Source organism: Streptomyces sp. NPDC003248 (assembly GCF_055563235.1).
Genome location: NZ_JBVHDT010000003.1, coordinates 365168 through 390375, shown reverse-complemented (window position 1 = coordinate 390375; position 25208 = coordinate 365168). Strand labels below are relative to the sequence as shown.

General features: G+C 68.4%; 38 protein-coding genes. 35 read left to right on the top strand and 3 right to left on the bottom strand.

Annotated elements, in window-relative coordinates:
- Positions 1 to 172 precede the first annotated feature (172 nt).
- The 31 genes from rpsJ (at position 173) to truA (ending at position 17954) form a co-directional block, all read left to right on the top strand.
- Positions 173 to 481, top strand: a complete 309-nt coding sequence (gene rpsJ, locus ACZ3KJ_RS10580; RefSeq protein WP_003948644.1) for a 30S ribosomal protein S10 — start codon at positions 173 to 175, stop codon at positions 479 to 481.
- 17 nt (positions 482 to 498) lie between these two features.
- Positions 499 to 1143, top strand: a complete 645-nt coding sequence (gene rplC, locus ACZ3KJ_RS10575) for a 50S ribosomal protein L3 (protein WP_356249902.1) — start codon at positions 499 to 501, stop codon at positions 1141 to 1143.
- Between the two features lie 8 nt (positions 1144 to 1151).
- Positions 1152 to 1808, top strand: coding sequence for a 50S ribosomal protein L4 (gene rplD, locus ACZ3KJ_RS10570; RefSeq protein ID WP_389513306.1), 657 nt, complete (start codon positions 1152 to 1154; stop codon positions 1806 to 1808).
- Entirely contained in the window at positions 1808 to 2227 is a 420-nt protein-coding gene (gene rplW / locus ACZ3KJ_RS10565) for a 50S ribosomal protein L23 (protein ID WP_385066698.1), read from the top strand. The genes rplD and rplW overlap by 1 nt, the downstream gene beginning before the upstream one ends.
- 40 nt (positions 2228 to 2267) lie before the next feature.
- Positions 2268 to 3104: a 50S ribosomal protein L2 gene (rplB, locus tag ACZ3KJ_RS10560; protein ID WP_030788280.1), complete on the top strand. Its 837-nt coding sequence runs from the start codon at positions 2268 to 2270 to the stop codon at positions 3102 to 3104.
- Between the two features lie 12 nt (positions 3105 to 3116).
- Positions 3117 to 3398: a 30S ribosomal protein S19 gene (rpsS, locus tag ACZ3KJ_RS10555; protein WP_132857210.1), complete on the top strand. Its 282-nt coding sequence runs from the start codon at positions 3117 to 3119 to the stop codon at positions 3396 to 3398.
- A 42-nt stretch (positions 3399 to 3440) separates the two neighbouring features.
- Entirely contained in the window at positions 3441 to 3788 is a 348-nt protein-coding gene (gene rplV / locus ACZ3KJ_RS10550) for a 50S ribosomal protein L22 (protein WP_019329637.1), read from the top strand.
- Entirely contained in the window at positions 3788 to 4612 is an 825-nt protein-coding gene (gene rpsC / locus ACZ3KJ_RS10545; RefSeq protein WP_389513308.1) for a 30S ribosomal protein S3, read from the top strand. The genes rplV and rpsC overlap by 1 nt, the downstream gene beginning before the upstream one ends.
- Before the next feature lie 5 nt (positions 4613 to 4617).
- The gene (rplP, locus tag ACZ3KJ_RS10540; RefSeq protein WP_004927269.1) at positions 4618 to 5037 is read left to right on the top strand and encodes a 50S ribosomal protein L16; all 420 of its coding nucleotides are present in this window, start codon (positions 4618 to 4620) and stop codon (positions 5035 to 5037) included.
- A complete protein-coding gene (rpmC, locus tag ACZ3KJ_RS10535; RefSeq protein WP_003974259.1) occupies positions 5037 to 5261 on the top strand; it encodes a 50S ribosomal protein L29 in 225 nt (74 codons plus the stop codon). The genes rplP and rpmC overlap by 1 nt, the downstream gene beginning before the upstream one ends.
- Positions 5261 to 5548 carry a 30S ribosomal protein S17 gene (gene rpsQ, locus ACZ3KJ_RS10530; RefSeq protein ID WP_007384073.1) on the top strand — a complete coding sequence of 96 codons (288 nt, stop codon included), beginning with the start codon at positions 5261 to 5263 and terminating at the stop codon, positions 5546 to 5548. Before rpmC ends, rpsQ begins: the two co-directional genes overlap by 1 nt.
- A gap of 130 nt (positions 5549 to 5678) precedes the next feature.
- Positions 5679 to 6047: a 50S ribosomal protein L14 gene (rplN, locus tag ACZ3KJ_RS10525; RefSeq protein ID WP_003998823.1), complete on the top strand. Its 369-nt coding sequence runs from the start codon at positions 5679 to 5681 to the stop codon at positions 6045 to 6047.
- A gap of 2 nt (positions 6048 to 6049) precedes the next feature.
- Positions 6050 to 6373: a 50S ribosomal protein L24 gene (rplX, locus tag ACZ3KJ_RS10520; protein WP_010036713.1), complete on the top strand. Its 324-nt coding sequence runs from the start codon at positions 6050 to 6052 to the stop codon at positions 6371 to 6373.
- Positions 6373 to 6930: a 50S ribosomal protein L5 gene (rplE, locus tag ACZ3KJ_RS10515; RefSeq protein WP_016434630.1), complete on the top strand. Its 558-nt coding sequence runs from the start codon at positions 6373 to 6375 to the stop codon at positions 6928 to 6930. Before rplX ends, rplE begins: the two co-directional genes overlap by 1 nt.
- A gap of 5 nt (positions 6931 to 6935) precedes the next feature.
- Positions 6936 to 7121 (top strand): type Z 30S ribosomal protein S14, encoded by a 186-nt coding sequence (locus tag ACZ3KJ_RS10510; RefSeq protein ID WP_003956452.1) that lies wholly within the window; start codon positions 6936 to 6938, stop codon positions 7119 to 7121.
- 210 nt (positions 7122 to 7331) lie between these two features.
- A complete protein-coding gene (rpsH, locus tag ACZ3KJ_RS10505; protein ID WP_014674378.1) occupies positions 7332 to 7730 on the top strand; it encodes a 30S ribosomal protein S8 in 399 nt (132 codons plus the stop codon).
- 24 nt (positions 7731 to 7754) lie between these two features.
- Positions 7755 to 8294, top strand: a complete 540-nt coding sequence (rplF, locus tag ACZ3KJ_RS10500; RefSeq protein ID WP_467526140.1) for a 50S ribosomal protein L6 — start codon at positions 7755 to 7757, stop codon at positions 8292 to 8294.
- 3 nt (positions 8295 to 8297) lie between these two features.
- On the top strand, positions 8298 to 8681 hold the full coding sequence (rplR, locus tag ACZ3KJ_RS10495; RefSeq protein WP_389513310.1) for a 50S ribosomal protein L18: 384 nt from the start codon (positions 8298 to 8300) through the stop codon (positions 8679 to 8681).
- A 43-nt stretch (positions 8682 to 8724) separates the two neighbouring features.
- Positions 8725 to 9330, top strand: coding sequence for a 30S ribosomal protein S5 (rpsE, locus tag ACZ3KJ_RS10490; RefSeq protein ID WP_003998815.1), 606 nt, complete (start codon positions 8725 to 8727; stop codon positions 9328 to 9330).
- A gap of 2 nt (positions 9331 to 9332) precedes the next feature.
- Positions 9333 to 9515, top strand: a complete 183-nt coding sequence (rpmD, locus tag ACZ3KJ_RS10485; protein WP_141359369.1) for a 50S ribosomal protein L30 — start codon at positions 9333 to 9335, stop codon at positions 9513 to 9515.
- Positions 9516 to 9517: 2 nt separating this feature from the next.
- Positions 9518 to 9973, top strand: a complete 456-nt coding sequence (gene rplO, locus ACZ3KJ_RS10480) for a 50S ribosomal protein L15 (RefSeq protein WP_003974249.1) — start codon at positions 9518 to 9520, stop codon at positions 9971 to 9973.
- A gap of 241 nt (positions 9974 to 10214) precedes the next feature.
- Complete coding sequence (secY, locus tag ACZ3KJ_RS10475; RefSeq protein WP_389513311.1) at positions 10215 to 11528, top strand: preprotein translocase subunit SecY; 1314 nt, start codon at positions 10215 to 10217, stop codon at positions 11526 to 11528.
- Positions 11528 to 12190, top strand: a complete 663-nt coding sequence (locus tag ACZ3KJ_RS10470) for an adenylate kinase (RefSeq protein ID WP_389513313.1) — start codon at positions 11528 to 11530, stop codon at positions 12188 to 12190. Before secY ends, ACZ3KJ_RS10470 begins: the two co-directional genes overlap by 1 nt.
- 131 nt (positions 12191 to 12321) lie before the next feature.
- On the top strand, positions 12322 to 13158 hold the full coding sequence (gene map, locus ACZ3KJ_RS10465) for a type I methionyl aminopeptidase (protein ID WP_389513315.1): 837 nt from the start codon (positions 12322 to 12324) through the stop codon (positions 13156 to 13158).
- A gap of 311 nt (positions 13159 to 13469) precedes the next feature.
- The gene (gene infA / locus ACZ3KJ_RS10460; RefSeq protein WP_003948620.1) at positions 13470 to 13691 is read left to right on the top strand and encodes a translation initiation factor IF-1; all 222 of its coding nucleotides are present in this window, start codon (positions 13470 to 13472) and stop codon (positions 13689 to 13691) included.
- A 66-nt stretch (positions 13692 to 13757) separates the two neighbouring features.
- Complete coding sequence (gene rpmJ, locus ACZ3KJ_RS10455) at positions 13758 to 13871, top strand: 50S ribosomal protein L36 (RefSeq protein ID WP_003948619.1); 114 nt, start codon at positions 13758 to 13760, stop codon at positions 13869 to 13871.
- A 193-nt stretch (positions 13872 to 14064) separates the two neighbouring features.
- Positions 14065 to 14445: a 30S ribosomal protein S13 gene (gene rpsM, locus ACZ3KJ_RS10450; protein WP_401691428.1), complete on the top strand. Its 381-nt coding sequence runs from the start codon at positions 14065 to 14067 to the stop codon at positions 14443 to 14445.
- A 66-nt stretch (positions 14446 to 14511) separates the two neighbouring features.
- Positions 14512 to 14916: a 30S ribosomal protein S11 gene (rpsK, locus tag ACZ3KJ_RS10445; RefSeq protein ID WP_010354218.1), complete on the top strand. Its 405-nt coding sequence runs from the start codon at positions 14512 to 14514 to the stop codon at positions 14914 to 14916.
- A 348-nt stretch (positions 14917 to 15264) separates the two neighbouring features.
- Positions 15265 to 16287 carry a DNA-directed RNA polymerase subunit alpha gene (locus ACZ3KJ_RS10440; RefSeq protein ID WP_003966937.1) on the top strand — a complete coding sequence of 341 codons (1023 nt, stop codon included), beginning with the start codon at positions 15265 to 15267 and terminating at the stop codon, positions 16285 to 16287.
- Between the two features lie 214 nt (positions 16288 to 16501).
- Entirely contained in the window at positions 16502 to 17020 is a 519-nt protein-coding gene (gene rplQ / locus ACZ3KJ_RS10435; protein WP_389513317.1) for a 50S ribosomal protein L17, read from the top strand.
- Between the two features lie 73 nt (positions 17021 to 17093).
- The gene (truA, locus tag ACZ3KJ_RS10430; protein ID WP_467526139.1) at positions 17094 to 17954 is read left to right on the top strand and encodes a tRNA pseudouridine(38-40) synthase TruA; all 861 of its coding nucleotides are present in this window, start codon (positions 17094 to 17096) and stop codon (positions 17952 to 17954) included.
- 25 nt (positions 17955 to 17979) lie between these two features.
- Here truA and ACZ3KJ_RS10425 read toward each other — a convergent pair whose 3' ends face one another.
- Positions 17980 to 18855 (bottom strand): hypothetical protein, encoded by an 876-nt coding sequence (locus ACZ3KJ_RS10425; protein ID WP_467526138.1) that lies wholly within the window; start codon positions 18853 to 18855, stop codon positions 17980 to 17982.
- Positions 18856 to 18929: 74 nt separating this feature from the next.
- Between ACZ3KJ_RS10425 and ACZ3KJ_RS10420 the strand changes: the two genes are divergently transcribed.
- The 4 genes from ACZ3KJ_RS10420 to glmM all read left to right on the top strand — a co-directional run bounded on the left by ACZ3KJ_RS10420 (position 18930) and on the right by glmM (position 22993).
- On the top strand, positions 18930 to 20141 hold the full coding sequence (locus ACZ3KJ_RS10420) for a glycosyltransferase 87 family protein (RefSeq protein ID WP_467526137.1): 1212 nt from the start codon (positions 18930 to 18932) through the stop codon (positions 20139 to 20141).
- Positions 20142 to 20382: 241 nt separating this feature from the next.
- Positions 20383 to 20826, top strand: a complete 444-nt coding sequence (gene rplM, locus ACZ3KJ_RS10415; protein ID WP_019329618.1) for a 50S ribosomal protein L13 — start codon at positions 20383 to 20385, stop codon at positions 20824 to 20826.
- 45 nt (positions 20827 to 20871) lie between these two features.
- The gene (gene rpsI, locus ACZ3KJ_RS10410) at positions 20872 to 21384 is read left to right on the top strand and encodes a 30S ribosomal protein S9 (RefSeq protein ID WP_019754544.1); all 513 of its coding nucleotides are present in this window, start codon (positions 20872 to 20874) and stop codon (positions 21382 to 21384) included.
- Between the two features lie 250 nt (positions 21385 to 21634).
- Complete coding sequence (gene glmM / locus ACZ3KJ_RS10405) at positions 21635 to 22993, top strand: phosphoglucosamine mutase (protein ID WP_467526136.1); 1359 nt, start codon at positions 21635 to 21637, stop codon at positions 22991 to 22993.
- An 88-nt stretch (positions 22994 to 23081) separates the two neighbouring features.
- Here the strand turns inward: glmM and ACZ3KJ_RS10400 are convergent, their stop codons facing one another.
- On the bottom strand, positions 23082 to 24005 hold the full coding sequence (locus tag ACZ3KJ_RS10400; RefSeq protein WP_467526135.1) for a DUF389 domain-containing protein: 924 nt from the start codon (positions 24003 to 24005) through the stop codon (positions 23082 to 23084).
- 69 nt (positions 24006 to 24074) lie between these two features.
- The gene (coaA, locus tag ACZ3KJ_RS10395) at positions 24075 to 25043 is read right to left on the bottom strand and encodes a type I pantothenate kinase (protein ID WP_467526134.1); all 969 of its coding nucleotides are present in this window, start codon (positions 25041 to 25043) and stop codon (positions 24075 to 24077) included.
- Between the last annotated feature and the right edge of the window lie 165 nt (positions 25044 to 25208).

Below are 25208 nucleotides of genomic sequence, written 5' to 3'. Positions count from 1 at the left end.
CCGCCCCCGGTCTGCGGTTCCGGTAGGGCCGTGTGCATTCCCCGCAGGGATGTTCGAACAAGGGACATTCGTGTCAGCGGGAGCGCGACACGCCCGACCGCGTGGGTCGGAGGATCGGGTAGAGGAACACCAGGTTCCAGAGCGTTAGAAGAGACAGGACTACTGAGTAGCCATGGCGGGACAGAAGATCCGCATCCGGCTCAAGGCCTACGACCACGAGGTCATCGACTCCTCGGCGAAGAAGATCGTCGAGACGGTGACCCGCACTGGTGCGTCGGTCGCGGGCCCGGTGCCGCTGCCCACTGAGAAGAACGTGTACTGCGTCATCAAGTCGCCGCACAAGTACAAGGACTCGCGCGAGCACTTCGAGATGCGCACGCACAAGCGCCTGATCGACATCCTCGACCCGACCCCCAAGACCGTTGACTCTCTGATGCGACTCGACCTCCCGGCCGGTGTCGACATCGAGATCAAGCTCTGAGGCCGGTGATCTGAGAGATGGCAAAGCAGATCAAGGGCATCCTGGGCGAGAAGCTCGGCATGACGCAGGTGTGGGACGAGAACAACCGTGTTGTTCCGGTCACCGTCGTCAAGGCCGGCCCGAACGTCGTGACCCAGGTCCGTACGAACGACAGTGACGGCTACGAGTCGGTCCAGATCGCCTTCGGCGAGATCGACCCGCGCAAGGTGAACAAGCCCCTCAAGGGCCACTTCGCCAAGGCCGACGTCACCCCCCGTCGCCACCTCGTCGAGATCCGCACCGCGGACGCCTCCGAGTACACGCTCGGCCAGGAGATCACCGCTGAGGTGTTCGAGGCCGGCGTGAAGGTCGACGTGACCGGCAAGAGCAAGGGCAAGGGCTTCGCCGGTGTCATGAAGCGTCACAACTTCAAGGGCCTCGGCGCCGGTCACGGCACCCAGCGCAAGCACCGCTCGCCCGGTTCCATCGGTGGCTGCGCCACCCCGGGCCGCGTGTTCAAGGGCCTCCGCATGGCGGGTCGCATGGGCAACGAGCGGGTCACCACCCAGAACCTGACCGTCCACGCCGTTGACGCGGAGAAGGGTCTGCTGCTCATCAAGGGCGCGGTTCCTGGTCCGAACGGCGGCCTCGTCCTGGTCCGCACCGCGGCCAAGGGGGCCTGAGGTAACCGATGAGCACTGTTGACATCCTTTCGCCTGCCGGCGAGAAGACCGGTAGCGTCGAACTCCCCGCGGAGATCTTCGGCGTGGAGAAGGTCAGCATCCCGCTGATCCACCAGGTCGTCGTCGCGCAGAACGCGGCTGCCCGCCAGGGCACGCACAAGACCAAGACCCGCGGTGAAGTCCGTGGTGGCGGCAAGAAGCCGTACCGCCAGAAGGGCACCGGCCGCGCCCGTCAGGGCTCGACCCGCGCGCCGCAGTTCGCCGGTGGTGGCGTCGTGCACGGTCCCGTGCCGCGCGACTACTCGCAGCGGACCCCGAAGAAGATGAAGGCCGCGGCCCTGCGCCACGCCCTCACCGACCGGGCCCGCCACAACCGCATCCACGTCGTCACCGGCGTGATCGAGGGCGAGACCCCCTCCACGAAGGCCGCTCGCACGCTGTTCGGCAAGATCTCGGAGCGCAAGAACCTGCTCCTGGTCGTCGACCGCGCCGACGAGGCCGCGTGGCTGTCCGCCCGCAACCTGCCCCAGGTCCACATCCTGGAGCCGGGCCAGCTGAACACGTACGACGTGATCGTCTCGGACGACGTGGTCTTCACCCAGGCCGCTCTCGAGTCCTTCGTCGCCGGCCCGAAGGCCAACGACACCGAAGGGAGCGAGGCCTGATGGCTACGCGTCACCCGAGCATCGCCTCCAAGGCCGCCAAGGCGGCCAAGGCCGCGCGCGTCGCCAAGGCGCGCCGCCACGAGGCCGAGGGCAAGAACACCGTCGTCACCGCGCCCAGCAAGGCGTACACGGACCCCCGTGACGTGCTGCTGAAGCCGGTCGTGTCGGAGAAGAGCTACGCGCTCCTCGACGAGAACAAGTACACGTTCATCGTCGACCCGAACGCCAACAAGACCCAGATCAAGCAGGCCGTCCAGGCGGTCTTCTCGGTCAAGGTCACCGGGGTCAACACGATCAACCGCCAGGGCAAGCGCAAGCGCACCAAGACCGGTTTCGGTCAGCGTGCCGCCACCAAGCGCGCGATCGTGACCCTTGCCGAGGGCGACCGTATCGACATCTTCGGCGGTCCGACCGCCTGAGGGCGGTCCGGATCGTCCGATATCGGACGAGGACTGAGAAATGGGAATCCGCAAGTACAAGCCGACTACGCCGGGCCGTCGTGGCTCCAGCGTCGCCGACTTCGTCGAGGTCACGCGGTCCACGCCGGAGAAGTCGCTGGTCCGTCCCCTGCACAGCAAGGGCGGCCGTAACAATTCCGGTCGTGTGACCGTTCGCCACCAGGGTGGCGGACACAAGCGCGCCTACCGCGTGATCGACTTCCGTCGTCACGACAAGGACGGCGTGCCGGCGAAGGTCGCGCACATCGAGTACGACCCCAACCGCACCGCGCGCATCGCGCTGCTGCACTACGCCGACGGCGAGAAGCGCTACATCCTCGCCCCGCGCAACCTGCAGCAGGGTGACCGCGTCGAGAACGGTCCCGGGGCCGACATCAAGCCGGGCAACAACCTGGCCCTCCGCAACATCCCGGTCGGTACCACGATCCACGCGATCGAGCTCCGTCCCGGTGGCGGTGCCAAGTTCGCCCGCTCCGCCGGTGCCTCCGTGCAGCTGCTCGCGAAGGAGGGCTCGATGGCCCACCTCCGCATGCCGTCCGGTGAGATCCGCCTGGTCGACCAGCGCTGCCGCGCCACGGTCGGCGAGGTCGGCAACGCCGAGCAGAGCAACATCAACTGGGGCAAGGCCGGCCGCAAGCGCTGGCTGGGCGTCCGCCCGACCGTTCGCGGTGTGGCGATGAACCCGGTCGACCACCCGCACGGTGGTGGTGAGGGCAAGACCTCCGGTGGTCGCCACCCGGTCTCCCCGTGGGGTCAGAAGGAGGGTCGTACTCGTTCGCCGAAGAAGGCTTCGAACAAGTACATCGTCCGCCGCCGCAAGACGAACAAGAAGCGCTAGGAGCGGGTTTAGATGCCGCGCAGTCTCAAGAAGGGGCCCTTCGTCGACGACCACCTGATCAAGAAGGTGGACGCCCAGAACGAAGCCGGCACCAAGAACGTCATCAAGACCTGGTCCCGTCGCTCGATGATCATCCCCAGCATGCTGGGCCACACGATCGCGGTGCACAACGGCAAGACCCACATTCCGGTGTTTGTCACCGAGTCGATGGTCGGCCACAAGCTCGGCGAGTTCTCGCCGACGCGCACCTTCCGGGGTCACGTCAAGGACGACCGGAAGTCGAAGCGCCGCTAACAGCGGGGTGGAATGACCATGACAGACACTGGAAGGACAACCATGGAAGCCAGGGCCCAGGCGCGGTACATCCGCGTCACGCCCATGAAGGCCCGCCGCGTGGTGGACCTTATCCGTGGCATGGACGCCACGGAGGCTCAGGCGGTCCTGCGTTTCGCCCCGCAGGCCGCGAGCGTGCCGGTCGGCAAGGTGCTGGACAGCGCCATCGCCAACGCCGCGCACAACTACGACCACACTGACGCCGACAGCCTCTACATCTCCGAGGCGTACGTCGACGAGGGTCCGACCCTGAAGCGGTTCCGGCCGCGTGCCCAGGGCCGTGCCTACCGGATCCGCAAGCGGACCAGCCACATCACCGTGGTCGTCAGCAGCAAGGAAGGAACCCGGTAATGGGCCAGAAGGTTAACCCGCATGGGTTCCGGCTCGGTGTCACGACCGACTTCAAGTCGCGTTGGTACGCCGACAAGCTGTACAAGGACTACGTCAAGGAAGACGTCGCCATCCGTCGGATGATGACGTCCGGCATGGAGCGCGCCGGCATCTCGAAGGTGGAGATCGAGCGCACCCGTGACCGCGTGCGGGTGGACATCCACACCGCTCGTCCGGGCATCGTCATCGGCCGCCGCGGCGCCGAGGCCGACCGCATCCGCGGCGACCTCGAGAAGCTCACGGGCAAGCAGGTCCAGCTGAACATCCTCGAGGTCAAGAACCCCGAGGTCGACGCCCAGCTGGTGGCCCAGGCCGTCGCCGAGCAGCTCTCCTCCCGCGTCTCCTTCCGCCGCGCCATGCGCAAGAGCATGCAGTCGGCGATGAAGGCCGGCGCCAAGGGCATCAAGATCCAGTGCGGTGGCCGCCTCGGCGGCGCCGAGATGTCCCGCTCGGAGTTCTACCGCGAGGGCCGCGTGCCCCTGCACACGCTCCGCGCGAACGTGGACTACGGCTTCTTCGAGGCCAAGACGACCTTCGGCCGCATCGGTGTGAAGGTCTGGATCTACAAGGGCGACGTCAAGAACATCGCCGAGGTCCGCGCCGAGAACGCTGCCGCCCGTGCGGGTAACCGCCCGGCCCGCGGTGGCGCCGACCGCCCGGCCCGTGGTGGCCGTGGTGGCGAGCGGCGCGGTCGTAAGCCGCAGCAGCAGGCTCCCGCCGCCGAGGCCCCCCAGGCCGAGGCTGCCGCCGCCGCTCCGGCTGAGAGCACCGGAACGGAGGCCTGACCGACATGCTGATCCCCCGTAGGGTCAAGCACCGCAAGCAGCACCACCCGAAGCGCCGTGGTCAGGCCAAGGGCGGTACGACGGTCGCGTTCGGCGAGTACGGCATTCAGGCCCTCACGCCGGCGTACGTGACCAACCGCCAGATCGAGGCGGCCCGTATCGCGATGACCCGCCACATCAAGCGTGGTGGCAAGGTCTGGATCAACATCTACCCGGACCGCCCGCTGACGAAGAAGCCTGCCGAGACCCGCATGGGTTCCGGTAAGGGTTCTCCGGAGTGGTGGATCGCGAACGTGCACCCGGGCCGGGTCATGTTCGAGCTGTCCTACCCCAACGAGAAGATCGCCCGTGAGGCCCTGACTCGTGCCGCCCACAAGCTGCCGATGAAGTGCCGGATCGTCAAGCGCGAGGCAGGTGAAGCGTGATGTCGGCCGGTACCAAGGCGTCCGAGCTGCGCGAGCTGGGCAACGAGGAGCTTCTGGCGAAGCTCCGCGAGGCCAAGGAAGAGCTGTTCAACCTCCGCTTCCAGGCGGCGACGGGTCAGCTCGAGAACCACGGCCGGCTGAAGGCCGTCCGTAAGGACATCGCGCGGATCTACACCCTGATGCGTGAGCGCGAGCTGGGCATCGAGACGGTGGAGAGCGCCTGATGAGTGAGAGCAACGTGACTGAGCAGACTGCAGAGGCCCGCGGCTTCCGCAAGACCCGTGAGGGTCTCGTCGTCAGCGACAAGATGGACAAGACCGTCGTCGTCGCCGTCGAGGACCGCGTCAAGCACGCGCTGTACGGCAAGGTCATCCGCCGTACGAACAAGCTCAAGGCGCACGACGAGCAGAACGCCGCGGGTGTCGGCGACCGTGTCCTCCTCGCGGAGACCCGGCCGCTGTCCGCGACGAAGCGCTGGCGCGTCGTCGAAATCCTCGAGAAGGCCAAGTAGGTAATTCCCGCAAGGGAATTCCAAACAGTACGTTCCTGCGGGGCATTCCTCGCAGGACAGTTCCGCCAGGCTCCGGGAGCCGCTCCGCTGAGCGGCTCCCGGGGAACCGGCAGACAAACAGGAGATAGACGTGATCCAGCAGGAGTCGCGACTGCGTGTCGCCGACAACACTGGTGCGAAGGAAATCCTTTGCATCCGTGTGCTCGGTGGCTCCGGTCGCCGCTACGCGGGCATCGGTGACGTCATCGTCGCCACCGTCAAGGACGCGATCCCCGGTGGCAACGTGAAGAAGGGTGACGTCGTCAAGGCGGTCATCGTTCGCACCGTCAAGGAGCGCCGCCGTCCGGACGGCTCGTACATCCGCTTCGACGAGAACGCCGCTGTCATTCTGAAGAACGACGGCGACCCTCGCGGCACCCGCATCTTCGGCCCGGTCGGCCGTGAGCTGCGCGAGAAGAAGTTCATGAAGATCATCTCGCTCGCGCCGGAGGTGCTGTAAGCATGAAGATCAAGAAGGGCGACCTGGTCCAGGTCATCACCGGTAAGGACAAGGGCAAGCAGGGCAAGGTCATCGCGGCCTTCCCCCGCGAGGACCGCGTCCTGGTCGAGGGTGTCAACCGGGTCAAGAAGCACACGAAGGCCGGCCCGACCGCTCGCGGTTCCCAGGCCGGCGGCATCGTGACCACCGAGGCGCCGATCCACGTCTCCAACGTCCAGCTGGTCGTGGAGAAGGACGGCAAGAAGGTCGTCACGCGTGTCGGTTACCGCTTCGACGACGAGGGCAACAAGATCCGCGTTGCCAAGCGGACGGGTGAGGACATCTGATGGCTACCACCACGACCCCGCGTCTGAAGCAGAAGTACCGCGAGGAGATCGCGGGCAAGCTGCGTGACGAGTTCAAGTACGAGAACGTCATGCAGATCCCCGGCCTCGTCAAGATCGTGGTCAACATGGGTGTGGGCGACGCCGCCCGCGACTCCAAGCTGATCGAGGGCGCCATCCGCGACCTCACCACGATCACCGGTCAGAAGCCGGCCGTCACCAAGGCCCGCAAGTCCATCGCGCAGTTCAAGCTGCGTGAGGGTCAGCCGATCGGTGCCCACGTCACGCTCCGTGGCGACCGCATGTGGGAGTTCCTGGACCGCACCCTGTCGCTCGCGCTGCCGCGCATCCGCGACTTCCGCGGTCTGTCCCCCAAGCAGTTCGACGGCCGTGGCAACTACACCTTCGGTCTCACGGAGCAGGTCATGTTCCACGAGATCGACCAGGACAAGATCGACCGCGTCCGGGGTATGGACATCACCGTGGTCACCACGGCGACCAACGACGCTGAGGGCCGCGCGCTCCTTCGTCACCTCGGCTTCCCGTTCAAGGAGGCGTGAGCGAGATGGCGAAGAAGGCTCTGATTGCCAAGGCTGCTCGTAAGCCCAAGTTCGGTGTGCGCGCGTACACCCGCTGCCAGCGCTGCGGCCGTCCGCACTCCGTGTACCGCAAGTTCGGCCTGTGCCGCGTGTGCCTTCGTGAGATGGCTCACCGTGGCGAGCTGCCGGGCGTGACCAAGAGCTCCTGGTAATCCCCGTATTTAGGGATTCACCGGGCTCTCGGTAAGCATCTGGGTCGGCAGGGGCCCACCTCCGCATGCCTTAGGCTTGTGGGGTTGGGCGTCTGCCGCCCGTACGACTTACTACGCCGTAGGTCCACCGCGCCGCACCCGTCCCGTCTCGGATCGGGGAGAGGGATGGCGCACCAGGAAACCCCGGCGAGAGAGGCCACAGGCCAATTCATGACCATGACTGATCCGATCGCAGACATGCTGACGCGTCTGCGGAACGCGAACTCGGCGTACCACGACTCGGTGTCGATGCCGCACTCCAAGATCAAGTCTCACATCGCGGAGATCCTCCAGCAGGAGGGCTTCATCACGGGCTGGAAGGTCGAGGACGCCGAGGTCGGCAAGAACCTCGTCCTGGAGCTGAAGTTCGGCCCCAACCGTGAGCGCTCCATCGCGGGCATCAAGCGGATCTCCAAGCCCGGTCTCCGGGTGTACGCGAAGTCCACCAACCTGCCGAAGGTGCTCGGCGGCCTGGGCGTGGCGATCATCTCCACGTCGCACGGGCTCCTCACCGACAAGCAGGCCGGCAAGAAGGGCGTGGGTGGGGAAGTCCTCGCCTACGTCTGGTAGCAGAAGGGAACGGAGGAAACAGCTATGTCGCGCATCGGCAAGCTCCCCATCGCGGTTCCCGCCGGCGTGGACGTCACCATCGACGGCCGCACGGTCGAGGTCAAGGGCCCGAAGGGTTCGCTGACGCACACCGTCGTGGCGCCGATCGAGATCGCCAAGGGCGAGGACGGCACCCTGCAGGTGACCCGCCCCAACGACGAGCGTCAGAGCAAGGCCCTGCACGGCCTGTCCCGCACGCTGGTGGCGAACATGATCACCGGCGTGACCCAGGGTTACGTGAAGAAGCTCGAGATCAGTGGTGTCGGTTACCGCGTGACCGCCAAGGGCTCGAACCTCGAGTTCGCGCTCGGTTACAGCCACCCGATCACGGTCGAGGCCCCCGAGGGCATCACCTTCAAGGTGGAGACCCCGACCCGTTTCTCGGTCGAGGGCATCGACAAGCAGAAGGTCGGCGAGGTTGCGGCCAACATCCGCAAGCTGCGCAAGCCCGACCCGTACAAGGCCAAGGGCGTCAAGTACGAGGGCGAAGTCATCCGCCGCAAGGTCGGAAAGGCGGGTAAGTAAGCCATGGCATACGGGCAGAAGATCCTGAAGGGCGACGCCTACAAGCGCGCCGCGATCAAGCGCCGTCACATCCGGATCCGCAAGCGGATCAACGGTACGGCGGAGCGTCCCCGTCTCGTCGTGACCCGCTCGAACCGCCACATCGTGGCGCAGGTGATCGACGACCTGAAGGGCCACACCGTGGCGTCGGCGTCCACCCTGGACGTGTCGATCCGCGGTGGCGAGGGCGACAAGTCCGCGCAGGCCAAGCAGGTCGGCGCCCTGGTCGCCGAGCGTGCCAAGGCCGCCGGTGTCGAGGCCGTCGTGTTCGACCGTGGTGGTAACCAGTACGCCGGGCGCATCGCCGCCCTGGCGGACGCCGCCCGCGAGGCCGGACTCAAGTTCTGAGTCCTGGTTCCGTAGCTAGCGGAGACAGAGAGAGGTAATTCCAATGGCTGGACCCCAGCGCCGCGGTGGCGGTGCCGGTGGCGGCGAGCGGCGGGACCGGAAGGGCCGTGACGGCGGCGCAGCTGCCGCCGAGAAGACCGCGTACGTTGAGCGCGTCGTCGCGATCAACCGCGTCGCCAAGGTTGTGAAGGGTGGTCGTCGCTTCAGCTTCACCGCGCTGGTCGTGGTGGGCGACGGTGACGGCACCGTGGGTGTCGGTTACGGCAAGGCCAAGGAGGTGCCGGCCGCCATCGCCAAGGGCGTTGAGGAGGCCAAGAAGCACTTCTTCAAGGTCCCCCGCATCCAGGGCACCATCCCGCACCCCATCCAGGGTGAGAAGGCTGCCGGCGTCGTGCTGCTCAAGCCCGCGTCCCCCGGTACCGGCGTTATCGCCGGTGGCCCGGTGCGCGCCGTGCTCGAGTGCGCCGGTATCCACGACGTGCTGTCGAAGTCGCTCGGCTCCGACAACGCGATCAACATCGTGCACGCGACCGTGGAGGCCCTGAAGGGTCTGCAGCGTCCCGAGGAGATCGCGGCCCGCCGCGGTCTGCCGCTCGAGGACGTCGCCCCCGCGGCCCTGCTTCGTGCGCGTGCCGGGGTGGGTGCGTAATCATGGCGCAGCTCAAGATCACGCAGACGAAGTCCTACATCGGCAGCAAGCAGAACCACCGCGACACCCTGCGTACCCTGGGCCTCAAGCGCCTGGGTGACGTGGTCGTCAAGGAGGACCGCCCCGAGTTCCGCGGCATGGTGCACACCGTCCGCCACCTCGTGACGGTCGAGGAGGTCGACTGATCATGGCGGAGAACAACCCGCTCAAGATCCACAACCTCCGTCCCGCCCCGGGCGCCAAGACCGCCAAGACCCGTGTCGGTCGTGGTGAGGCGTCGAAGGGTAAGACGGCCGGTCGTGGTACCAAGGGCACGAAGGCCCGCTACCAGGTTCCGGAGCGCTTCGAGGGTGGGCAGATGCCCCTCCACATGCGCCTCCCGAAGCTGAAGGGCTTCAAGAACCCGTTCAAGACCGAGTTCCAGGTCGTGAACCTCGACAAGCTGGCGGCGCTGTACCCGGAGGGTGGCGAGGTCACCGTCGAGGGTCTCGTCGCCAAGGGTGCCGTTCGCAAGAACAGCCTCGTCAAGGTTCTCGGCCAGGGCGAGATCTCCGTGGCGCTCCAGGTGACGGTCGACGCCGTCTCCGGCTCCGCCAAGGAGAAGATCACCGCCGCCGGCGGTACCGTCACCGAGCTCGTCTGAGTCCATCAGGCGTCTCGATGACTTGAGCGATCCCGACCGGGGATACCCCACATATGGGGTATCCCCGGTCGGTCGTTCCTAGGGCGGGTGTGTCGCCGGTAAGGTGACCTGCACTGCCCACTTTCACAAGATGCTTCCCATGGGGCACCTTGCGCGGCAGTGGACCGTTACACATGTCGTTGTTCTTATCCCTCAAGACCGTCACCCTTGACGCAGATGCGCGGGGGTCGCAGGAGGCACCGTGCTCACCGCGTTCGCCCGGGCGTTCAGGACGCCCGACCTGCGCAAGAAGCTGCTCTTCACGCTCGGCATCATCGTGGTCTACCGGGTCGGCACCCACATCCCGATCCCGGGTGTCGACTACAAGAGTGTCCAGACCTGTGTGGACGAGGCCTCCGGCAACCAGGGCCTCTTCGGTCTGGTCAACATGTTCAGCGGCGGCGCGCTGCTGCAGATCACGGTCTTCGCGCTGGGCATCATGCCGTACATCACGGCGAGCATCATCCTTCAGCTGCTGACCGTGGTCATTCCGCGTCTCGAGGCCCTGAAGAAGGAGGGCCAGGCCGGCACGGCGAAGATCACGCAGTACACGCGTTACCTGACGGTGGCGCTCGCCATCCTCCAGGGCACCGGTCTGGTGGCCACCGCCCGCAGCGGCGCGCTCTTCTCCGGCTGCACCGTCGCGTCGAGCATCGTCCCGGACCGCGCGATCTTCACCACGATCACCATGGTCATCTGCATGACCGCCGGTACGGCCGTCGTGATGTGGCTCGGTGAGCTCATCACCGACCGCGGCATCGGCAACGGCATGTCGATCCTGATGTTCATCTCGATCGCCGCCACCTTCCCCTCCGCGCTGTGGGCCATCAAGAAGCAGGGCACCCTGGCGGACGGCTGGATCGAGTTCGGCACGGTCATCCTGGTCGGCCTGGTCATGGTCGCCCTGGTCGTCTTCGTCGAGCAGGCCCAGCGCCGCATCCCGGTGCAGTACGCGAAGCGGATGATCGGCCGCCGCTCCTACGGCGGCACCTCGACGTACATCCCTCTCAAGGTGAACCAGGCGGGTGTGATCCCGGTCATCTTCGCCTCGTCGCTGCTGTACATCCCGGCGCTGATCGCCCAGTTCTCCAGCGGGGACTCCGGGTGGAAGACGTGGATCGAGGCGCACCTGGTCAGGGGCGACCACCCCATTTACATCAGCTTGTACTTCTTGCTCATCGTTTTCTTCGCGTTCTTCTACGTGGCGATCTCCTTCAACCCCGAGGAAGTCGCCGACAACATGAAGAAGTATGGTGGCTTCATCCCGGGCATCCGGGCTGGCCGACCGACCGCTGAGTACCTGTCCTACGTGCTCAACCGGATCACCTGGCCGGGTTCGCTGTATCTGGGTCTGATCGCTCTCGTACCGACGATGGCGTTGGTTGGCTTCGGGGCAAGCCAGAACTTCCCGTTCGGTGGCACCAGCATCCTGATCATCGTGGGTGTGGGCCTCGAGACGGTGAAGCAGATCGAGAGCCAGCTCCAGCAGCGCAATTACGAAGGGTTCCTCCGCTGATGCGAATCGTCCTCGTCGGGCCGCCGGGCGCCGGAAAGGGAACGCAGGCCACTCGCCTGGCCGAGAAGCTGCGTGTCCCGCACATCTCCACGGGTGACCTGTTCCGCGCAAACATCAGCCAGCAGACGGAGCTCGGGAAACTCGCGAAGTCCTACATGGACAAGGGCGAACTGGTACCCGACGAGGTCACCATCGCCATGGCCAAGGACCGCATGCACCAGGAGGACGCCGTGAACGGCTTCCTGCTGGACGGCTTCCCCCGCAACGTCTCGCAGGCCGAGGCGCTGGACGAGCTCCTCCAGGGCGAGGGCATCAAGCTGGACGCGGTACTGGACCTGGAGGCCCCCGAGGAGGAGGTCGTCAAGCGGATCGCCGGCCGGCGCATCTGCCGCAACGACTCCGCGCACGTCTTCCACGTCACGTACAGCCCGCCGAAGCAGGAGGGCGTCTGCGACGTCTGCGGCGGCGAGCTGTACCAGCGCGACGACGACTCCGAGGACACGGTCCGCACGCGGCTGGAGGTCTACCACACGCAGACCGAGCCGATCATCGACTACTACAAGGCCCAGGGCCTGGTGGTGACCATCGAGGCCATGGGCCCGGTGGACAAGGTCACGCAGCGCGCCCTGGCGGCGCTGAAGCGCGAGGGCGACGACCAGTAGTCGTTGCACGTCCGCGCAGCCGCGGTTCCCTTCGGGGGGCCGCGGCTGCTGTGTGGGGGTGGTCCGTTCCCCCGTATCGTTGAAGCGTTCGTTTCCGTCGTGTCGCCGGTCCAAGAAAGGCCGTAGTCCCCATGGTGCAGATCAAGAGCCCCGAGCAGATCGCCAAGATGCGTGCGGCGGGGCTGGTCGTCGCCGCCATCCACGCCGCGACCCGGGAGGCGGCCGTGCCGGGGGCGACGACGAAGGACCTGGACGCGGTCGCCCGCAAGGTGCTCGCCGAGCACGGGGCGAAGTCGAACTTCCTCGGTTACGGCGGTTTCCCCGCGACGATCTGCACCTCCGTGAACGAGGTCGTCGTCCACGGCATCCCCTCCGACGAGGTCGTCCTCAAGGACGGGGACATCATCTCCATCGACTGCGGCGCGATCGTCGACGGCTGGCACGGCGACGCGGCCTACACGGCCTTCGTGGGCTCCGGTCACTCCCCGGAGCTCATCGAGCTCTCGCGGGTCACCGAGGAGTCCATGTGGGCGGGCATCGCGGCGATGAAGCAGGGCAACCGGCTCGTCGACGTCTCCCGCGCCATCGAGACGTACATCCGCCGCCAGCCGAAGCCCGGCGGCGGCCGCTACGGCATCGTCGAGGACTACGGCGGCCACGGCATCGGCACCGAGATGCACATGGACCCGCACCTGCTGAACTACGTCGACCGCCGCAGGGGCAAGGGGCCGAAGCTCGTTCCGGGGTTCTGCCTGGCGATCGAGCCGATGGTGTCGCTCGGCACCCCGAAGACCCAGGTGCTCTCCGACGACTGGACGGTCGTCAGCACGGACGGCACGTGGTCGTCGCACTGGGAGCACTCCGTCGCCCTGACGGAGGAGGGTCCGCTGGTGCTGACGGCTCCCGACGGGGGTCGCGCGAAGCTGGCGGAGCACGGGGTCGAGGCCGCGCCGGATCCGTTGGCCTGAGGTTCCCCGGCGGGGGGCCGGCCTCGGTCGGTGTCGCCCCCGCCGCCCCTTCCCTTCCCGTCGCCGGGGGCTGCGCCCCCGGACCCCGCTTTCGGCCTGGACGGCCTCGTCCTCAAAGGCCGGACGGGCTATTGCTGCCGCCCCGAATTCGCCGCATAAGGATCTCCCGCATGGGGCAGGCTTTCCCGATTCGTCTTTCCGGGTGCGCTGACGTAGACTGACTCGTCGGCTCTGGTGCACCCGCATGTCTGCATGCGCCCGCAAGGGACAGCGCGAGAGTCGATCAAGGTAGTCGATTCGAAGGGCGAAGCGTGGCCAAGAAGCAAGGTGCCATCGAGATCGAGGGCACTGTCGTCGAGTCTCTGCCGAACGCCATGTTCAAGGTCGAGCTCCAGAACGGCCACCAGGTCCTGGCACACATCAGCGGCAAGATGCGTATGCACTACATCCGCATCCTCCCTGACGACCGGGTCGTGGTGGAGCTGTCTCCGTACGACCTGACCCGTGGCCGGATCGTCTACCGGTACAAGTAGATCTTGCCCATGCCCCGCGCGTGAGCGCGGGGTGGCCGGCAACTGACCCGGAGAACCTCACATCCCATGAAGGTCAAGCCGAGCGTCAAGAAGATCTGCGACAAGTGCAGGGTGATCCGCCGTCACGGCCGGGTCATGATCATTTGCGACAACCCGCGCCACAAGCAGCGCCAGGGCTGATCGCAACCGATCTCACCCCTCTGCATCACGCAGAATCTTCGCGCGACGCGAGCTGAATATGTTCATACGCAGAACCCGGGCGAGCGATCGCCTGACACCCCCGGCTCGGAGGCCGGGGACCCAGTTCGTACCTCGTACGGCGGCTGGGGGCCGGTTCTGCGGAAGACCTCCGACAATCACCAGGAGCCATTGAATGGCACGCGTTTCCGGTGTTGACATCCCGCGCGACAAGCGCGTGGAGGTCGCCCTCACCTACGTGTTCGGCATCGGCCGGACCCTCTCGCAGGAGACGCTGGCTGCGACCGGCGTCGACCCGAACACCCGAGTTCGCGACCTCACCGAGGAGCAGCTCGTCGCGATCCGCGAGTACGTGGACGCCAACATCCGCACCGAGGGTGACCTCCGTCGCGAGATCCAGGCCGACATCCGCCGCAAGGTCGAGATCGGCTGCTACCAGGGTCTGCGTCACCGTCGCGGTCTGCCCGTCCGCGGTCAGCGCACCAGCACCAACGCCCGCACCCGCAAGGGCCCGCGTCGCGCCATCGCCGGCAAGAAGAAGCCGGGCAAGAAGTAGTCCGCAGCGGACTCGCCGTCCAGCGGTCTTCGCTGTAGGACCGACCACCTCCCGTAGGAGTAATAGATGCCCCCCAAGGGTCGTCAGGGCGCTGCCAAGAAGGTGCGCCGCAAGGAAAAGAAGAACGTCGCGCACGGCCAGGCGCACATCAAGAGCACGTTCAACAACACGATCGTGTCCATCACGGACCCGGCCGGCAACGTGATCTCCTGGGCCTCCGCCGGCCACGTCGGCTTCAAGGGCTCCCGCAAGTCCACGCCGTTCGCCGCGCAGATGGCCGCCGAGTCGGCTGCCCGCCGCGCCCAGGAGCACGGCATGCGCAAGGTCGACGTGTTCGTCAAGGGCCCGGGCGCCGGTCGTGAGACCGCCATCCGCTCCCTGCAGGCCACGGGCCTCGAGGTCGGCTCCATCCAGGACGTCACCCCGACCCCGCACAACGGCTGCCGTCCGCCGAAGCGCCGCCGCGTCTGAGGCACGGGCTCACGGCGGCTCGGCGTCCGGCTGGGGGTGTGGGGGTCGCCCCCCGCATGTCGCGGTACGGCTGCCGTCCGCCGAAGCGCCGCCGCGTCTGAGGCACGGGCTCACGGCGGCTCGGCGTCCGGCTGGGGGTGTGGGGGTCTTCCCCCACATGTCGCAGTACGGCTGCCGTCCGCCGAAGCGCCGCCGCGTCTGAGGCACCCTCGCTTCGAGGATCCGGGCGGTACGGCACCCTGAAAGGGCCGTGCCGCCCGTACCCTTGCAGTACCCGCACCCCACAGGGTGCGGTCTCCGTCGGACGTCAAATAGCGGGCGTCCACGAATGAAGGATCTGATCCACACATGCTGATCGCTCAGCGTCCCTCGTTGACCGAAGAGGTCGTCGACGAGTTCCGCTCCCGGTTCGTGATCGAGCCGCTGGAGCCGGGCTTCGGCTACACCCTCGGCAACTCCCTGCGCCGGACCCTCCTCTCCTCGATCCCGGGTGCGGCGGTCACGTCCATCCGGATCGACGGCGTGCTGCACGAGTTCACCACCGTGCCGGGCGTCAAGGAGGACGTCACCGACCTGATCCTCAACATCAAGCAGCTGGTCGTCTCCTCGGAGCACGACGAGCCGGTCGTGATGTACCTGCGCAAGCAGGGCCCGGGTCTGGTCACCGCCGCCGACATCGCGCCCCCGGCCGGTGTCGAGGTGCACAACCCCGACCTCGTCCTCGCCACGCTCAACGGCAAGGGCAAGCTGGAGATGGAGCTGACCGTCGAGCGCGGTCGCGGCTACGTCTCCGCCGTGCAGAACAAGCAGGTCGGTCAGGAGATCGGGCGCATCCCGGTCGACTCGATCTACTCGCCGGTTCTCAAGGTCACGTACAAGGTCGAGGCCACCCGTGTCGAGCAGCGCACCGACTTCGACAAGCTGATCGTCGACGTCGAGACCAAGCAGGCGATGCGTCCGCGTGACGCCATGGCCTCCGCCGGCAAGACCCTGGTCGAGCTGTTCGGTCTCGCCCGCGAGCTCAACATCGACGCCGAGGGCATCGACATGGGCCCGTCCCCCACGGACGCCGCCCTCGCCGCCGACCTGGCGCTGCCGATCGAGGAGCTGGAGCTCACCGTTCGGTCGTACAACTGCCTCAAGCGCGAGGGCATCCACTCCGTGGGTGAGCTCGTGGCCCGCTCCGAGGCCGACCTGCTCGACATCCGCAACTTCGGTGCGAAGTCGATCGACGAGGTCAAGGCGAAGCTGGCCGGCATGGGCCTGGCCCTGAAGGACAGCCCGCCCGGATTCGACCCGACCGCCGCGGCCGACGCCTTCGGCGCGGACGACGACGCGGACGCCGGGTTCGTCGAGACCGAGCAGTACTGATCGCCTCCGGCGGGGCGGCCGCCTTCGGGTGGAGGCCCCGCCGGGTTCGATCGCGGCTGCCGGCCGGCTGTGGCTGGTCGCGCAGTTCCCCGCGCCCCTGGGGCGGCGGACCCTCCGGCACTGGAGAAGTGCCGGATCTCCGACAGGCGACCGCCTGCTCGGATACTGACCCCGGTACCTGATACGGCCGGGGCAGACACACAGGAGAAGAACCATGCCGAAGCCCACCAAGGGTGCCCGTCTGGGCGGCAGTGCCGCGCACGAGAAGCTGCTCCTCGCGAACCTCGCGAAGGCGCTGTTCGAGCACGGCCGTATCACCACCACCGAGGCGAAGGCGCGCAAGCTGCGCCCCTACGCCGAGCGTCTGGTCACCAAGGCGAAGAAGGGCGACCTTCACAACCGCCGTCAGGTGCTCCAGGTGATCACGGACAAGAGCATCGTGCACACGCTCTTCACCGAGATCGGCCCGCGCTACGAGAACCGTCCGGGTGGCTACACCCGCATCACCAAGATCGGTAACCGCCGTGGCGACAACGCGCCCATGGCCGTCATCGAGCTGGTCGAGGCGCTGACGGTGGCGCAGCAGGCGACCGGTGAGGCCGAGGCCGCCACCAAGCGCGCCGTCAAGGAGGCCGACGAGGCCAAGGCCGCCGAGGAGACCAAGGCCGAGGACGCGGCTCCGGCCGCCGACGAGGCCGCCGAGGCTCCGGCCGAGGAGTCCAAGGACGCCTGAGGCACTGCCTTGTGCTGAGCGGGTCCGCCCTTCGGGGGCGGGCCCGCTCTCGCGTTGCTGAGAGGATCTAGGGGTGAGTGACGAAGTACAGCCCGGGTGCGTACGGGTGCGGCTGGACCTTTCCTACGACGGCACCGAGTTCTCCGGCTGGGCCAAGCAGGCCGGGGGACGGCGGACCGTGCAGGGGGAGATCGAGGACGCCCTGCGGACCGTCACCCGGTCCCGGGAGACGTACGAGCTGACCGTGGCCGGGCGGACCGACGCAGGGGTGCACGCCCGTGGACAGGTCGCCCATGTGGATCTGCCCCGCGAGGTGTGGGTGGAGCACCACGAGAAGCTGCTGAAGCGGCTCGCCGGGCGGCTGCCGAAGGACGTGCGGGTGTGGGCGCTGCGCGAGGCGCCGAGCGGCTTCAACGCCCGGTTCTCGGCGGTCTGGCGGCGGTACGCGTACCGGGTCACGGACAACCCCGGGGGCGTGGACCCGCTGCTGCGCAACCACGTCCTGTGGCACGACTGGCCGCTGGACGTCGACGCCATGAACGAGGCCGCGCGGCGGCTGCTCGGCGAGCACGACTTCGCCGCCTACTGCAAGAAGCGGGAGGGGGCGACCACGATCCGCACCCTCCAGGAGCTGAGCCTGGAGAAGGGGGCCGACGGGATCATCACGGCGACCGTCCGGGCCGACGCCTTCTGCCACAACATGGTGCGCTCGCTCATCGGGGCGCTGCTGTTCGTGGGGGACGGGCACCGGGGACCGGAGTGGCCGGGCAAGGTCCTCGCCGCCGGCGTGCGGGACTCTGCCGTGCACGTCGTACGGCCGCACGGGCTGACGCTGGAGGAGGTCGGCTACCCGGCCGACGAGCTGCTCGCCGCCCGCAGCGAGGAGGCGCGGAACAGGCGGACGCTGCCCGGTCCGGCCGTCGGCTGCTGCTGACGACAGGACCCGGCCGGCCCGGGGGTCACTCGTTCGCCGCGGCCGTCGCCTGGGTCTCGCCGCGGCGGTGGATCTGCTGGAACGTGAACTCGGCGAGGTCGTCACCGGTGGTGAAGACCTCGGTGTCCTTCGTCGTCACGTCCGTGCCGTCGGTGAAGCCGGCGATGGTGAAGTAGGCGTAGCGGCCGTAGGAGTTGGTCGTCGAGCGGCAGACGGCGCCGTTGCAGAACGACTTCACGTCGCCGCCGGTGAGGGCCTTGACGAAGCTCTTGTTGTCGGCCTGCTCCTTGGCCGCGAGGGCCTGGGCCTCGGTGTCGAAGACGGCCACGCCGACCGTCACCGCGACGCCGTCCTTGACGTAGGTGACGCGCAGCAGACGGGTGCAGTCGTTGGCGGTCAGGACCTTGGGCAGGGTGCCCTGGACACCGGTGGCGCAGTCGGTGGTGTCCGCCTTGGTCGCCTTCTGGTAGACGTTCGAGCCCATCGTCAGCTGCCGGCCCGGGAAGAGCAGGTCGGGGCCGAGGGGTGCGGTGTCCTTGGCCTTGCTGGAGATGAAGTCCTTCGGGTCCAGCGGTGGGGGCGCGCTGGTCGGGGCGAAGGACACGGTGGAGGACGCGCTCGGCAGATCGGCGGTCGCGGGCAGGGAGGACGTGGGCCGGTTCGCCTCGTCCTCCCCGTTGGCCGACACCACGGCCATGGCCACGGCGGTGCCGATCGCGAGTGTCGCGAGCGCGCCCCCGCCTATGAAGAGCAGCCGTCGGCGCTTGTTGCGGGACTCGGACGCCTCGGCGAGCGCGGCCCAGTCAGGGCTCGCGTCGGCGGCGCCGCCGCTCCACGGCTGCTGGGAGTTCGGTTTCCACGGATCCCACTGGGACTGAGGTCCCCCCTGCCCATAGCTCATGCGCCGCATCTTAGACGCGGCCGGAGGGGTGCTGTTCCGCCTCAACGGAGGCCGGAGCGCCTAGCGTTCCGGGAATGAGTACGGGCAAACACGACATCTCCGGGTGGTTGGTGCGGCGTTCTCCCTGGCCGCTGTGGTGGGGGCTCGCGGCGGTCCTGGGCGCGACGGTGGCGCATGTGGCGCGGACCACCCCCGACGGCGGCATGGACAACGCGATCGTCGTCCGGGCGGCACGGGCCTGGCTGGCGGGCCGGTCCCCGTACGACGACCCGCACTTCCTCTATCTGCCGGGCGCGGTGCTCGCCGCCGTCCCGCAGGCGCTGCTGCCGCAGGCCGTGCTGCGGGTGCTGGTGCCGGCGGCGGTGGCCGTGTGTCTGACGGCCGGCTGGGCGTGTGCGCTGCGGCTGCACCGGGTGCCGTGGGACAGCCGGCTCGCGGTCCTGGGGCTGACCGGGCTGGCGGCCGGGTTCGCGCCGTTCGGGCACCTGGTCCGGCTGGGCAACTGGACGGTGACGGCGGTCCTGGCGCTGCCGGTGGCGTTGCTGCTGGTGAGCCGGGGGAGGTGGGTGGCGGCGGGCGCGGTGCTCGGCGCGGCCCTGGCGCTGAAGCCGCTGCTGGCCCCGCTGGCGCTGCTGTTCGTCTTCGCCCGGCGCTGGCGGGCCCTGGCCGTCCTGGCCGGGGTGCCGGCGCTGGTGTCCGCCGCGTCCGCCCTCCTCCTGCCCGACCCGGCGGGCTTCCTCACCCGCACCCTGCCCTTCCTGCTGCGCGGCCAGGACGCCTTCGTACGGCTGTACGAGGCCTCCCCGGCCGCGGTGCTGCCCCGGCTGGGGGTGCCGCAGTCCGTCGCCCGGACGCTGGCGCTGGCGGCCTGCGCCGCCGGAGTGGCCTGCGCCCACCGGCGCTGGCGCCGTGCGGACCCCGGCCCGCTGCGGCTCGCCGAGACGGCCGCCGGGCTGATGCTGTCGGCGTTCCTGGTCTCCCGGCCGTCGTACGACCACTATCTGCTGGTCGTGGTGCCGCTGCTGCTGGCCGGACTGCCCCACCCGGGCTCGGTGGCCCGCGGCCCCTGGTTCTGGCTGGCCATGGTCCCCCAGATCCCTGGCCTGACCTGGCCGTATCTGGAGTCGGTGCGGCGGCGGGCGTTCAAGGACGCGGTGACGTTGTGCACGCTGGTGTTCGCCGTGGCCTACCAGCCTGTCCGGCGTTTGAGGAGGAGGCCCGTCCAGGGCCGAAGCGGGGGCCTGGGGGCGGCAGCCCCCAGCGGCGGTCGCACCTACACCGGGTGAGAAGGCAGCGGACCTCGGCGACGGGTGAGCTCGTTTTGACCCGGCCACCGCGCCGCAGGTATCCTGCATCTTCGTTGTGTATTGGCTTGCTCATTCTCACGGGACGGGCCCTTACACCGGTCCACCGGGCCGATGACCAGCGACCTCCACGCGGTATGCGTCACCGCAGTGGGGTCAGGGCTGTCGTGATCGCTTCGGTGACCTTGTCAGGACCACTCACTCGAAGCGAAGGCTACGAACCGTGCGTACGTACAGCCCCAAGCCCGGCGATGTGACGCGCCAGTGGCACGTCATCGACGCTCAGGACGTTGTCCTGGGCCGTCTCGCCACCACCGCCGCCACCCTGCTGCGCGGCAAGCACAAGCCGATCTACGCGCCGCACGTCGACGCTGGTGACTTCGTCATCATCATCAACGCCGACAAGGTGCACCTGTCCGGCAACAAGCGGACCCAGAAGATGGCCTACCGCCACTCCGGCTACCCGGGTGGTCTGCGCTCCGTCCGTTACGACGAGCTGCTGGACAAGAACCCGGAGAAGGCCATCGAGAAGGCCGTCAAGGGCATGCTCCCCAAGAACTCGCTGGGCCGTCAGATGCTCTCGAAGCTGAAGGTCTACAAGGGTGACCAGCACCCGCACGGCGCGCAGCAGCCGCAGCCGTTCGAGATCACCCAGGTCGCGCAGTAAGTCCGGCCACACCACCCCAAGCTGAAGAGAATCTGAGGTATCACCGTGGCTGAGACCACTGCCGAGCAGCCGCTCGAAGAGCTTGACATCGACAGCTACACCACCGAGTCCGAGGTCCCCGTCGAGGGCGAGTACACCTCGGAGTCGCTGGCCTCCCGCTTCGGCGAGCCGCAGCCGGCCGCCGGCCTGGGCCGCCGCAAGAACGCCATCGCCCGCGTCCGGATCGTCCCGGGCACCGGCAAGTGGAAGATCAACGGTCGCACCCTCGAGGACTACTTCCCGAACAAGGTGCACCAGCAGGAAGTCAACGAGCCGTTCAAGGTCCTGGAGCTCGAGGGCCGTTACGACGTCGTCGCCCGCATCGCCGGTGGCGGTGTCTCCGGTCAGGCCGGTGCGCTCCGTCTCGGTGTCGCCCGCGCGCTGAACGAGGCGGACGTCGACAACAACCGCGGCCCGCTGAAGAAGGCCGGCTTCCTCAAGCGCGACGACCGTGCGGTCGAGCGCAAGAAGGCCGGTCTCAAGAAGGCCCGCAAGGCTCCGCAGTACAGCAAGCGTTAAGCTTCGCTGCCTGCTCGTACGTATCACGGGCCGGTTCGGTCCACTCCTACGTACCCCGAACGCCCCGGCGGCACGCCACAGTGCCGTCGGGGCGTTCGTTTTCTCGCAGCTGTGGGCGTATAACGGCACAAGGTGCTCAAAGGCTTGTGTGATCGGATGTTCAGGGCATGCAATGCCTGGGTGCGGGGGCCGCGCCGATCAGCCGGACACCCGCACGGCTACCGAAACTGACGCTTCCTCAGGAGGACAAGTGGGACGACTCTTCGGCACGGACGGCGTGCGCGGTGTGGCCAACGCGGATCTCACGGCCGAGATGGCGCTCGGTCTGTCCGTCGCTGCGGCGCATGTGCTGGCCGAGGCGGGCACCTTCGAGGGCCACCGCCCGGTGGCGGTGGTCGGACGGGACCCGCGTGCGTCCGGGGAGTTCCTGGAGGCGGCCGTGGTGGCCGGCCTGGCCAGTGCCGGTGTGGACGTGCTGCGGGTCGGGGTGCTGCCCACCCCTGCCGTCGCGTACCTGACGGGCGCGCTCGGCGCCGACCTCGGCGTGATGCTCTCCGCGAGCCACAACGCCATGCCCGACAACGGCATCAAGTTTTTCGCCCGCGGCGGCCACAAACTCGCCGACGAACTCGAGGACCGGATCGAGTCCGTCTACGAGGAGCACCGGCGCGGCGAGCCGTGGGAGCGGCCGACGGGCTCGGGTGTCGGTCGCGTCCGCGACTACGACGAAGGGTTCGACCGGTACGTCGCCCACCTCATCGCCGTTCTGCCGAACCGGCTCGACGGGCTGAAGGTCGTCCTCGACGAGGCGCACGGCGCCGCCGCCCGGGTCTCGCCCGAGGCGTTCACCCGGGCCGGGGCGGAGATCGTCACCATCGGCGCGGCGCCGGACGGGCTCAACATCAACGACGGGTGCGGCTCCACGCACCTGGACAAGCTCAAGGCCGCCGTCGTCGAACACGGCGCCCACCTCGGCATCGCCCACGACGGGGACGCCGACCGGTGCCTCGCCGTGGACCACACCGGCGAGGAGGTGGACGGGGACCAGATCCTGTCCGTGCTCGCGCTCGCCATGCGGGAGCGCGGGACGCTGCGCGAGGACACCGTCGTCGCGACCGTGATGTCCAACCTCGGCTTCAAGCTGGCCATGGAGCGCGAGGGCATCCGGCTCGTCCAGGCCGCCGTCGGCGACCGGTACGTGCTGGAGGAGATGAAGCAGCACGGGTACGCGCTCGGCGGCGAGCAGTCCGGGCACGTGATCATCCTCGACCACGCGACGACCGGCGACGGCACGCTGACCGGGCTCATGCTCGCGGCGCGGGTCGCCGAGAGCGGCAGGACGCTGCGGGACCTGGTGTCCGTGATGGAGCGGCTGCCGCAGGTGCTGGTCAACGTTCCCGACGTGGACAGGTCCCGGGTGTCCTCCTCCGCCGAGCTCGCCGCCGCCGTCGGGGAGGCCGAGCGGGAGCTGGGCTCCACCGGGCGGGTGCTGCTCCGGCCGTCCGGGACCGAGCCGCTGGTGCGGGTGATGGTCGAGGCGGCCGACATCGACCAGGCGCGGTCCGTGGCCGGGCGGCTGGCCGACGCGGTGAAGTCGGCGCTGGGCTGAGCGGCACGGGCGGGGAATCTGCGCGATGAGGGCTGCGCGATGAGGGCTGCAGGCCGCGTCGTGGCCGGTCGCGCAGTTCCCCGCGCCCCTAGGTCCGCTGTCGTGACCAGAACCACTTCTGGGCCAGCAACGTCGAGGTGCCCGCCAGGATGATGCCCAGCAGGTTCAGCAGGAGCTGTTCCGAGGAGCGCAGGGTCTGGGTGGCGTCGCCGTAGACCAGGGCCACCGCCGCGTTCGCGGCGGCCGGGACCGTGGTCACCGAGATGGCGACACCCACCAGGGCGCCGGACTTCGCGGACGTGAGCGAGAGGGTGCCGGCGGCGCCGGCCAGGACCGCGACCACGAAGGAGAACCAGTCCGGGGCGTAGATGAAGCCCGTGTTCGGACGGTCGGCCTCCAACTGCTCCCGGGTGAACAGGCCCACCGCGTCCATGAAGAGGCTGAAGCCCGCCGTCACGGCCATCGCCACCGCGAAGCCCACCAGCAGGGCGGTCAGTGAGCGCAGTGCCAGGCGCGGGGCACGCTGCACCGTCGCGGTGCAGATGCCGGCCAGCGGGCCGAACTCCGGTCCCACCGCCATCGCGCCCACGATCAGGACCGCGTTGTCGAGCACCACACCGCAGGCCGCGATCATCGTGGCGAGCGTGATGAAGGCGAGGTAGGTGACGGAGAGCGTCGACTCCTCGTGGGTCGCGTCGCTCAGGTGCTCCCACAGGACCGCGTCCACGCCCTCGCCCGGGGCTTCCTCCTCGGCCTCGTCGGCCCGCCGGGACAGAGACAGGTCGATGTTCTCCACGGCGATCGAGCCGCTCGCCTCGAGGCCCGACTCCTGGAGTCGCGTGAGGAGTCGGTCGCCCGCCTCGCGCGCCACGTCACACAGGACGACGTCGCCCGGCGGGGTGCGGGCGGCGCCGGGCAGCACCACCAGATGGGTGGTGCCCACGGTGCTCTCGATCAGGCGGACCACGTCCTCGGTCCGTTCGGCCGGTGTGATCAGGCGCAGATGCAGCATGCCGCCCTTTATCCCACAGCCACCGGCCTCTACAGCCGGCCACCGGACGCTGAAGCCGGCCACCGGCTCCTACAGCTTGCGGAGACCGAGCCGCTGCACCTTGTGGTCCGGGCCCTTGCGGACGACGAGGGTGGCGCGGCCGCGGGTGGGGGCGATGTTCTCCACCAGGTTGGGCTTGTTGATGGTGCGCCACATCGTGCGGGCGTAGTCGAGGGCCTCCTCCTCGGAGACCTGGGTGTACTTGCGGAAGTAGGAGGACGGGTTCTGGAAGGCCGTCTCGCGCAGCTTGCGGAAGCGGCTGAGGTACCAGCGCTCGATGTCCTCGGTGCGGGCGTCGACGTACACGCTGAAGTCGAAGTAGTCGGCGAGGCCGACGCGGGTGCGGCCGTCCTGGCCCGGGAGGGCGGGCTGGAGGACGTTCAGGCCCTCCACGATCAGGATGTCCGGGCGGCGGACGGTGAGCTTCTGGTCCGGGACGATGTCGTAGATCAGGTGGGAGTAGACGGGGGCGGTGACCTCGTCCTTGCCGGCCTTGATGTCGGCCACGAAGCGGGTCAGGGCGCGGCGGTCGTAGGACTCGGGGAAACCTTTCCTCGACATCAGGCCGCGGGCCTCCAGCTCCTTGGTGGGCAGCAGGAAGCCGTCGGTGGTGACCAGTTCCACGCGGGGGTGCTCCGGCCAGCGGGAGAGGAGGGCCTGGAGGAGGCGGGCGACCGTCGACTTGCCCACCGCGACCGAGCCGGCGACCCCTATGACGAACGGCGTGCCCGCCTGGGAGCCCTGTTCCCCCAGGAAGGTGTTGAGAGCGCTGCGCAGACCGTCGGTGGCGCCGACGTAGAGGTTGAGGAGACGGGACAGCGGGAGGTAGATGTCCCGCACCTCCTCCAGGTCGATGACGTCGCCGAGGCCGCGCAGTCGCTCGACCTCGTCGGCGGTCAGCGGCAGCGGCGTCTTGTCGCGCAGCGCGCTCCACTCGCAGCGGGTGAGGTCGACGTAGGGAGTCGCCTCCGGCCTGTGCCGGTGGGCGCTCCGGGGCATCGGGGAGACCGGAGAGATCACAGTCCATTGTTAACGGAGTCTGAACGCGATGGCGGGTGGGGTCCGTCACGCCGCCGGGCGGCCACGGGACGCCCAGGGCCGAACGAAGCGGTTCGGGGGGGTCGTACGGGCGCGGGAATTTCCGGAATCGGGCACGCGAAGGGC

Coding starts and splice junctions, on each gene's coding strand:
- rplD (WP_389513306.1), top strand. CDS start 1,152: ATGAGCACTGTTGACATCCTTTCGCCTGCCGGCGAGAAGACCGGTAGC.
- rplV (WP_019329637.1), top strand. CDS start 3,441: ATGGAAGCCAGGGCCCAGGCGCGGTACATCCGCGTCACGCCCATGAAG.
- rpsS (WP_132857210.1), top strand. CDS start 3,117: ATGCCGCGCAGTCTCAAGAAGGGGCCCTTCGTCGACGACCACCTGATC.
- rplO (WP_003974249.1), top strand. CDS start 9,518: ATGGCGGAGAACAACCCGCTCAAGATCCACAACCTCCGTCCCGCCCCG.
- rpsM (WP_401691428.1), top strand. CDS start 14,065: ATGGCACGCGTTTCCGGTGTTGACATCCCGCGCGACAAGCGCGTGGAG.
- rplC (WP_356249902.1), top strand. CDS start 499: ATGGCAAAGCAGATCAAGGGCATCCTGGGCGAGAAGCTCGGCATGACG.
- ACZ3KJ_RS10440 (WP_003966937.1), top strand. CDS start 15,265: ATGCTGATCGCTCAGCGTCCCTCGTTGACCGAAGAGGTCGTCGACGAG.
- ACZ3KJ_RS10425 (WP_467526138.1), bottom strand. CDS start 18,855: ATGAGCTATGGGCAGGGGGGACCTCAGTCCCAGTGGGATCCGTGGAAA.
- ACZ3KJ_RS10510 (WP_003956452.1), top strand. CDS start 6,936: ATGGCGAAGAAGGCTCTGATTGCCAAGGCTGCTCGTAAGCCCAAGTTC.
- ACZ3KJ_RS10420 (WP_467526137.1), top strand. CDS start 18,930: ATGAGTACGGGCAAACACGACATCTCCGGGTGGTTGGTGCGGCGTTCT.
- rplP (WP_004927269.1), top strand. CDS start 4,618: ATGCTGATCCCCCGTAGGGTCAAGCACCGCAAGCAGCACCACCCGAAG.
- rplR (WP_389513310.1), top strand. CDS start 8,298: ATGGCATACGGGCAGAAGATCCTGAAGGGCGACGCCTACAAGCGCGCC.
- rpmC (WP_003974259.1), top strand. CDS start 5,037: ATGTCGGCCGGTACCAAGGCGTCCGAGCTGCGCGAGCTGGGCAACGAG.
- rpsK (WP_010354218.1), top strand. CDS start 14,512: ATGCCCCCCAAGGGTCGTCAGGGCGCTGCCAAGAAGGTGCGCCGCAAG.
- rpsJ (WP_003948644.1), top strand. CDS start 173: ATGGCGGGACAGAAGATCCGCATCCGGCTCAAGGCCTACGACCACGAG.
- rplF (WP_467526140.1), top strand. CDS start 7,755: ATGTCGCGCATCGGCAAGCTCCCCATCGCGGTTCCCGCCGGCGTGGAC.
- rpmD (WP_141359369.1), top strand. CDS start 9,333: ATGGCGCAGCTCAAGATCACGCAGACGAAGTCCTACATCGGCAGCAAG.
- rplQ (WP_389513317.1), top strand. CDS start 16,502: ATGCCGAAGCCCACCAAGGGTGCCCGTCTGGGCGGCAGTGCCGCGCAC.
- coaA (WP_467526134.1), bottom strand. CDS start 25,043: ATGCCCCGGAGCGCCCACCGGCACAGGCCGGAGGCGACTCCCTACGTC.
- rplW (WP_385066698.1), top strand. CDS start 1,808: ATGGCTACGCGTCACCCGAGCATCGCCTCCAAGGCCGCCAAGGCGGCC.
- rpsQ (WP_007384073.1), top strand. CDS start 5,261: ATGAGTGAGAGCAACGTGACTGAGCAGACTGCAGAGGCCCGCGGCTTC.
- rplX (WP_010036713.1), top strand. CDS start 6,050: ATGAAGATCAAGAAGGGCGACCTGGTCCAGGTCATCACCGGTAAGGAC.
- map (WP_389513315.1), top strand. CDS start 12,322: ATGGTGCAGATCAAGAGCCCCGAGCAGATCGCCAAGATGCGTGCGGCG.
- rplE (WP_016434630.1), top strand. CDS start 6,373: ATGGCTACCACCACGACCCCGCGTCTGAAGCAGAAGTACCGCGAGGAG.
- rpsC (WP_389513308.1), top strand. CDS start 3,788: ATGGGCCAGAAGGTTAACCCGCATGGGTTCCGGCTCGGTGTCACGACC.
- ACZ3KJ_RS10400 (WP_467526135.1), bottom strand. CDS start 24,005: ATGCTGCATCTGCGCCTGATCACACCGGCCGAACGGACCGAGGACGTG.
- rplB (WP_030788280.1), top strand. CDS start 2,268: ATGGGAATCCGCAAGTACAAGCCGACTACGCCGGGCCGTCGTGGCTCC.
- rpmJ (WP_003948619.1), top strand. CDS start 13,758: ATGAAGGTCAAGCCGAGCGTCAAGAAGATCTGCGACAAGTGCAGGGTG.
- rpsE (WP_003998815.1), top strand. CDS start 8,725: ATGGCTGGACCCCAGCGCCGCGGTGGCGGTGCCGGTGGCGGCGAGCGG.
- rpsH (WP_014674378.1), top strand. CDS start 7,332: ATGACCATGACTGATCCGATCGCAGACATGCTGACGCGTCTGCGGAAC.
- ACZ3KJ_RS10470 (WP_389513313.1), top strand. CDS start 11,528: ATGCGAATCGTCCTCGTCGGGCCGCCGGGCGCCGGAAAGGGAACGCAG.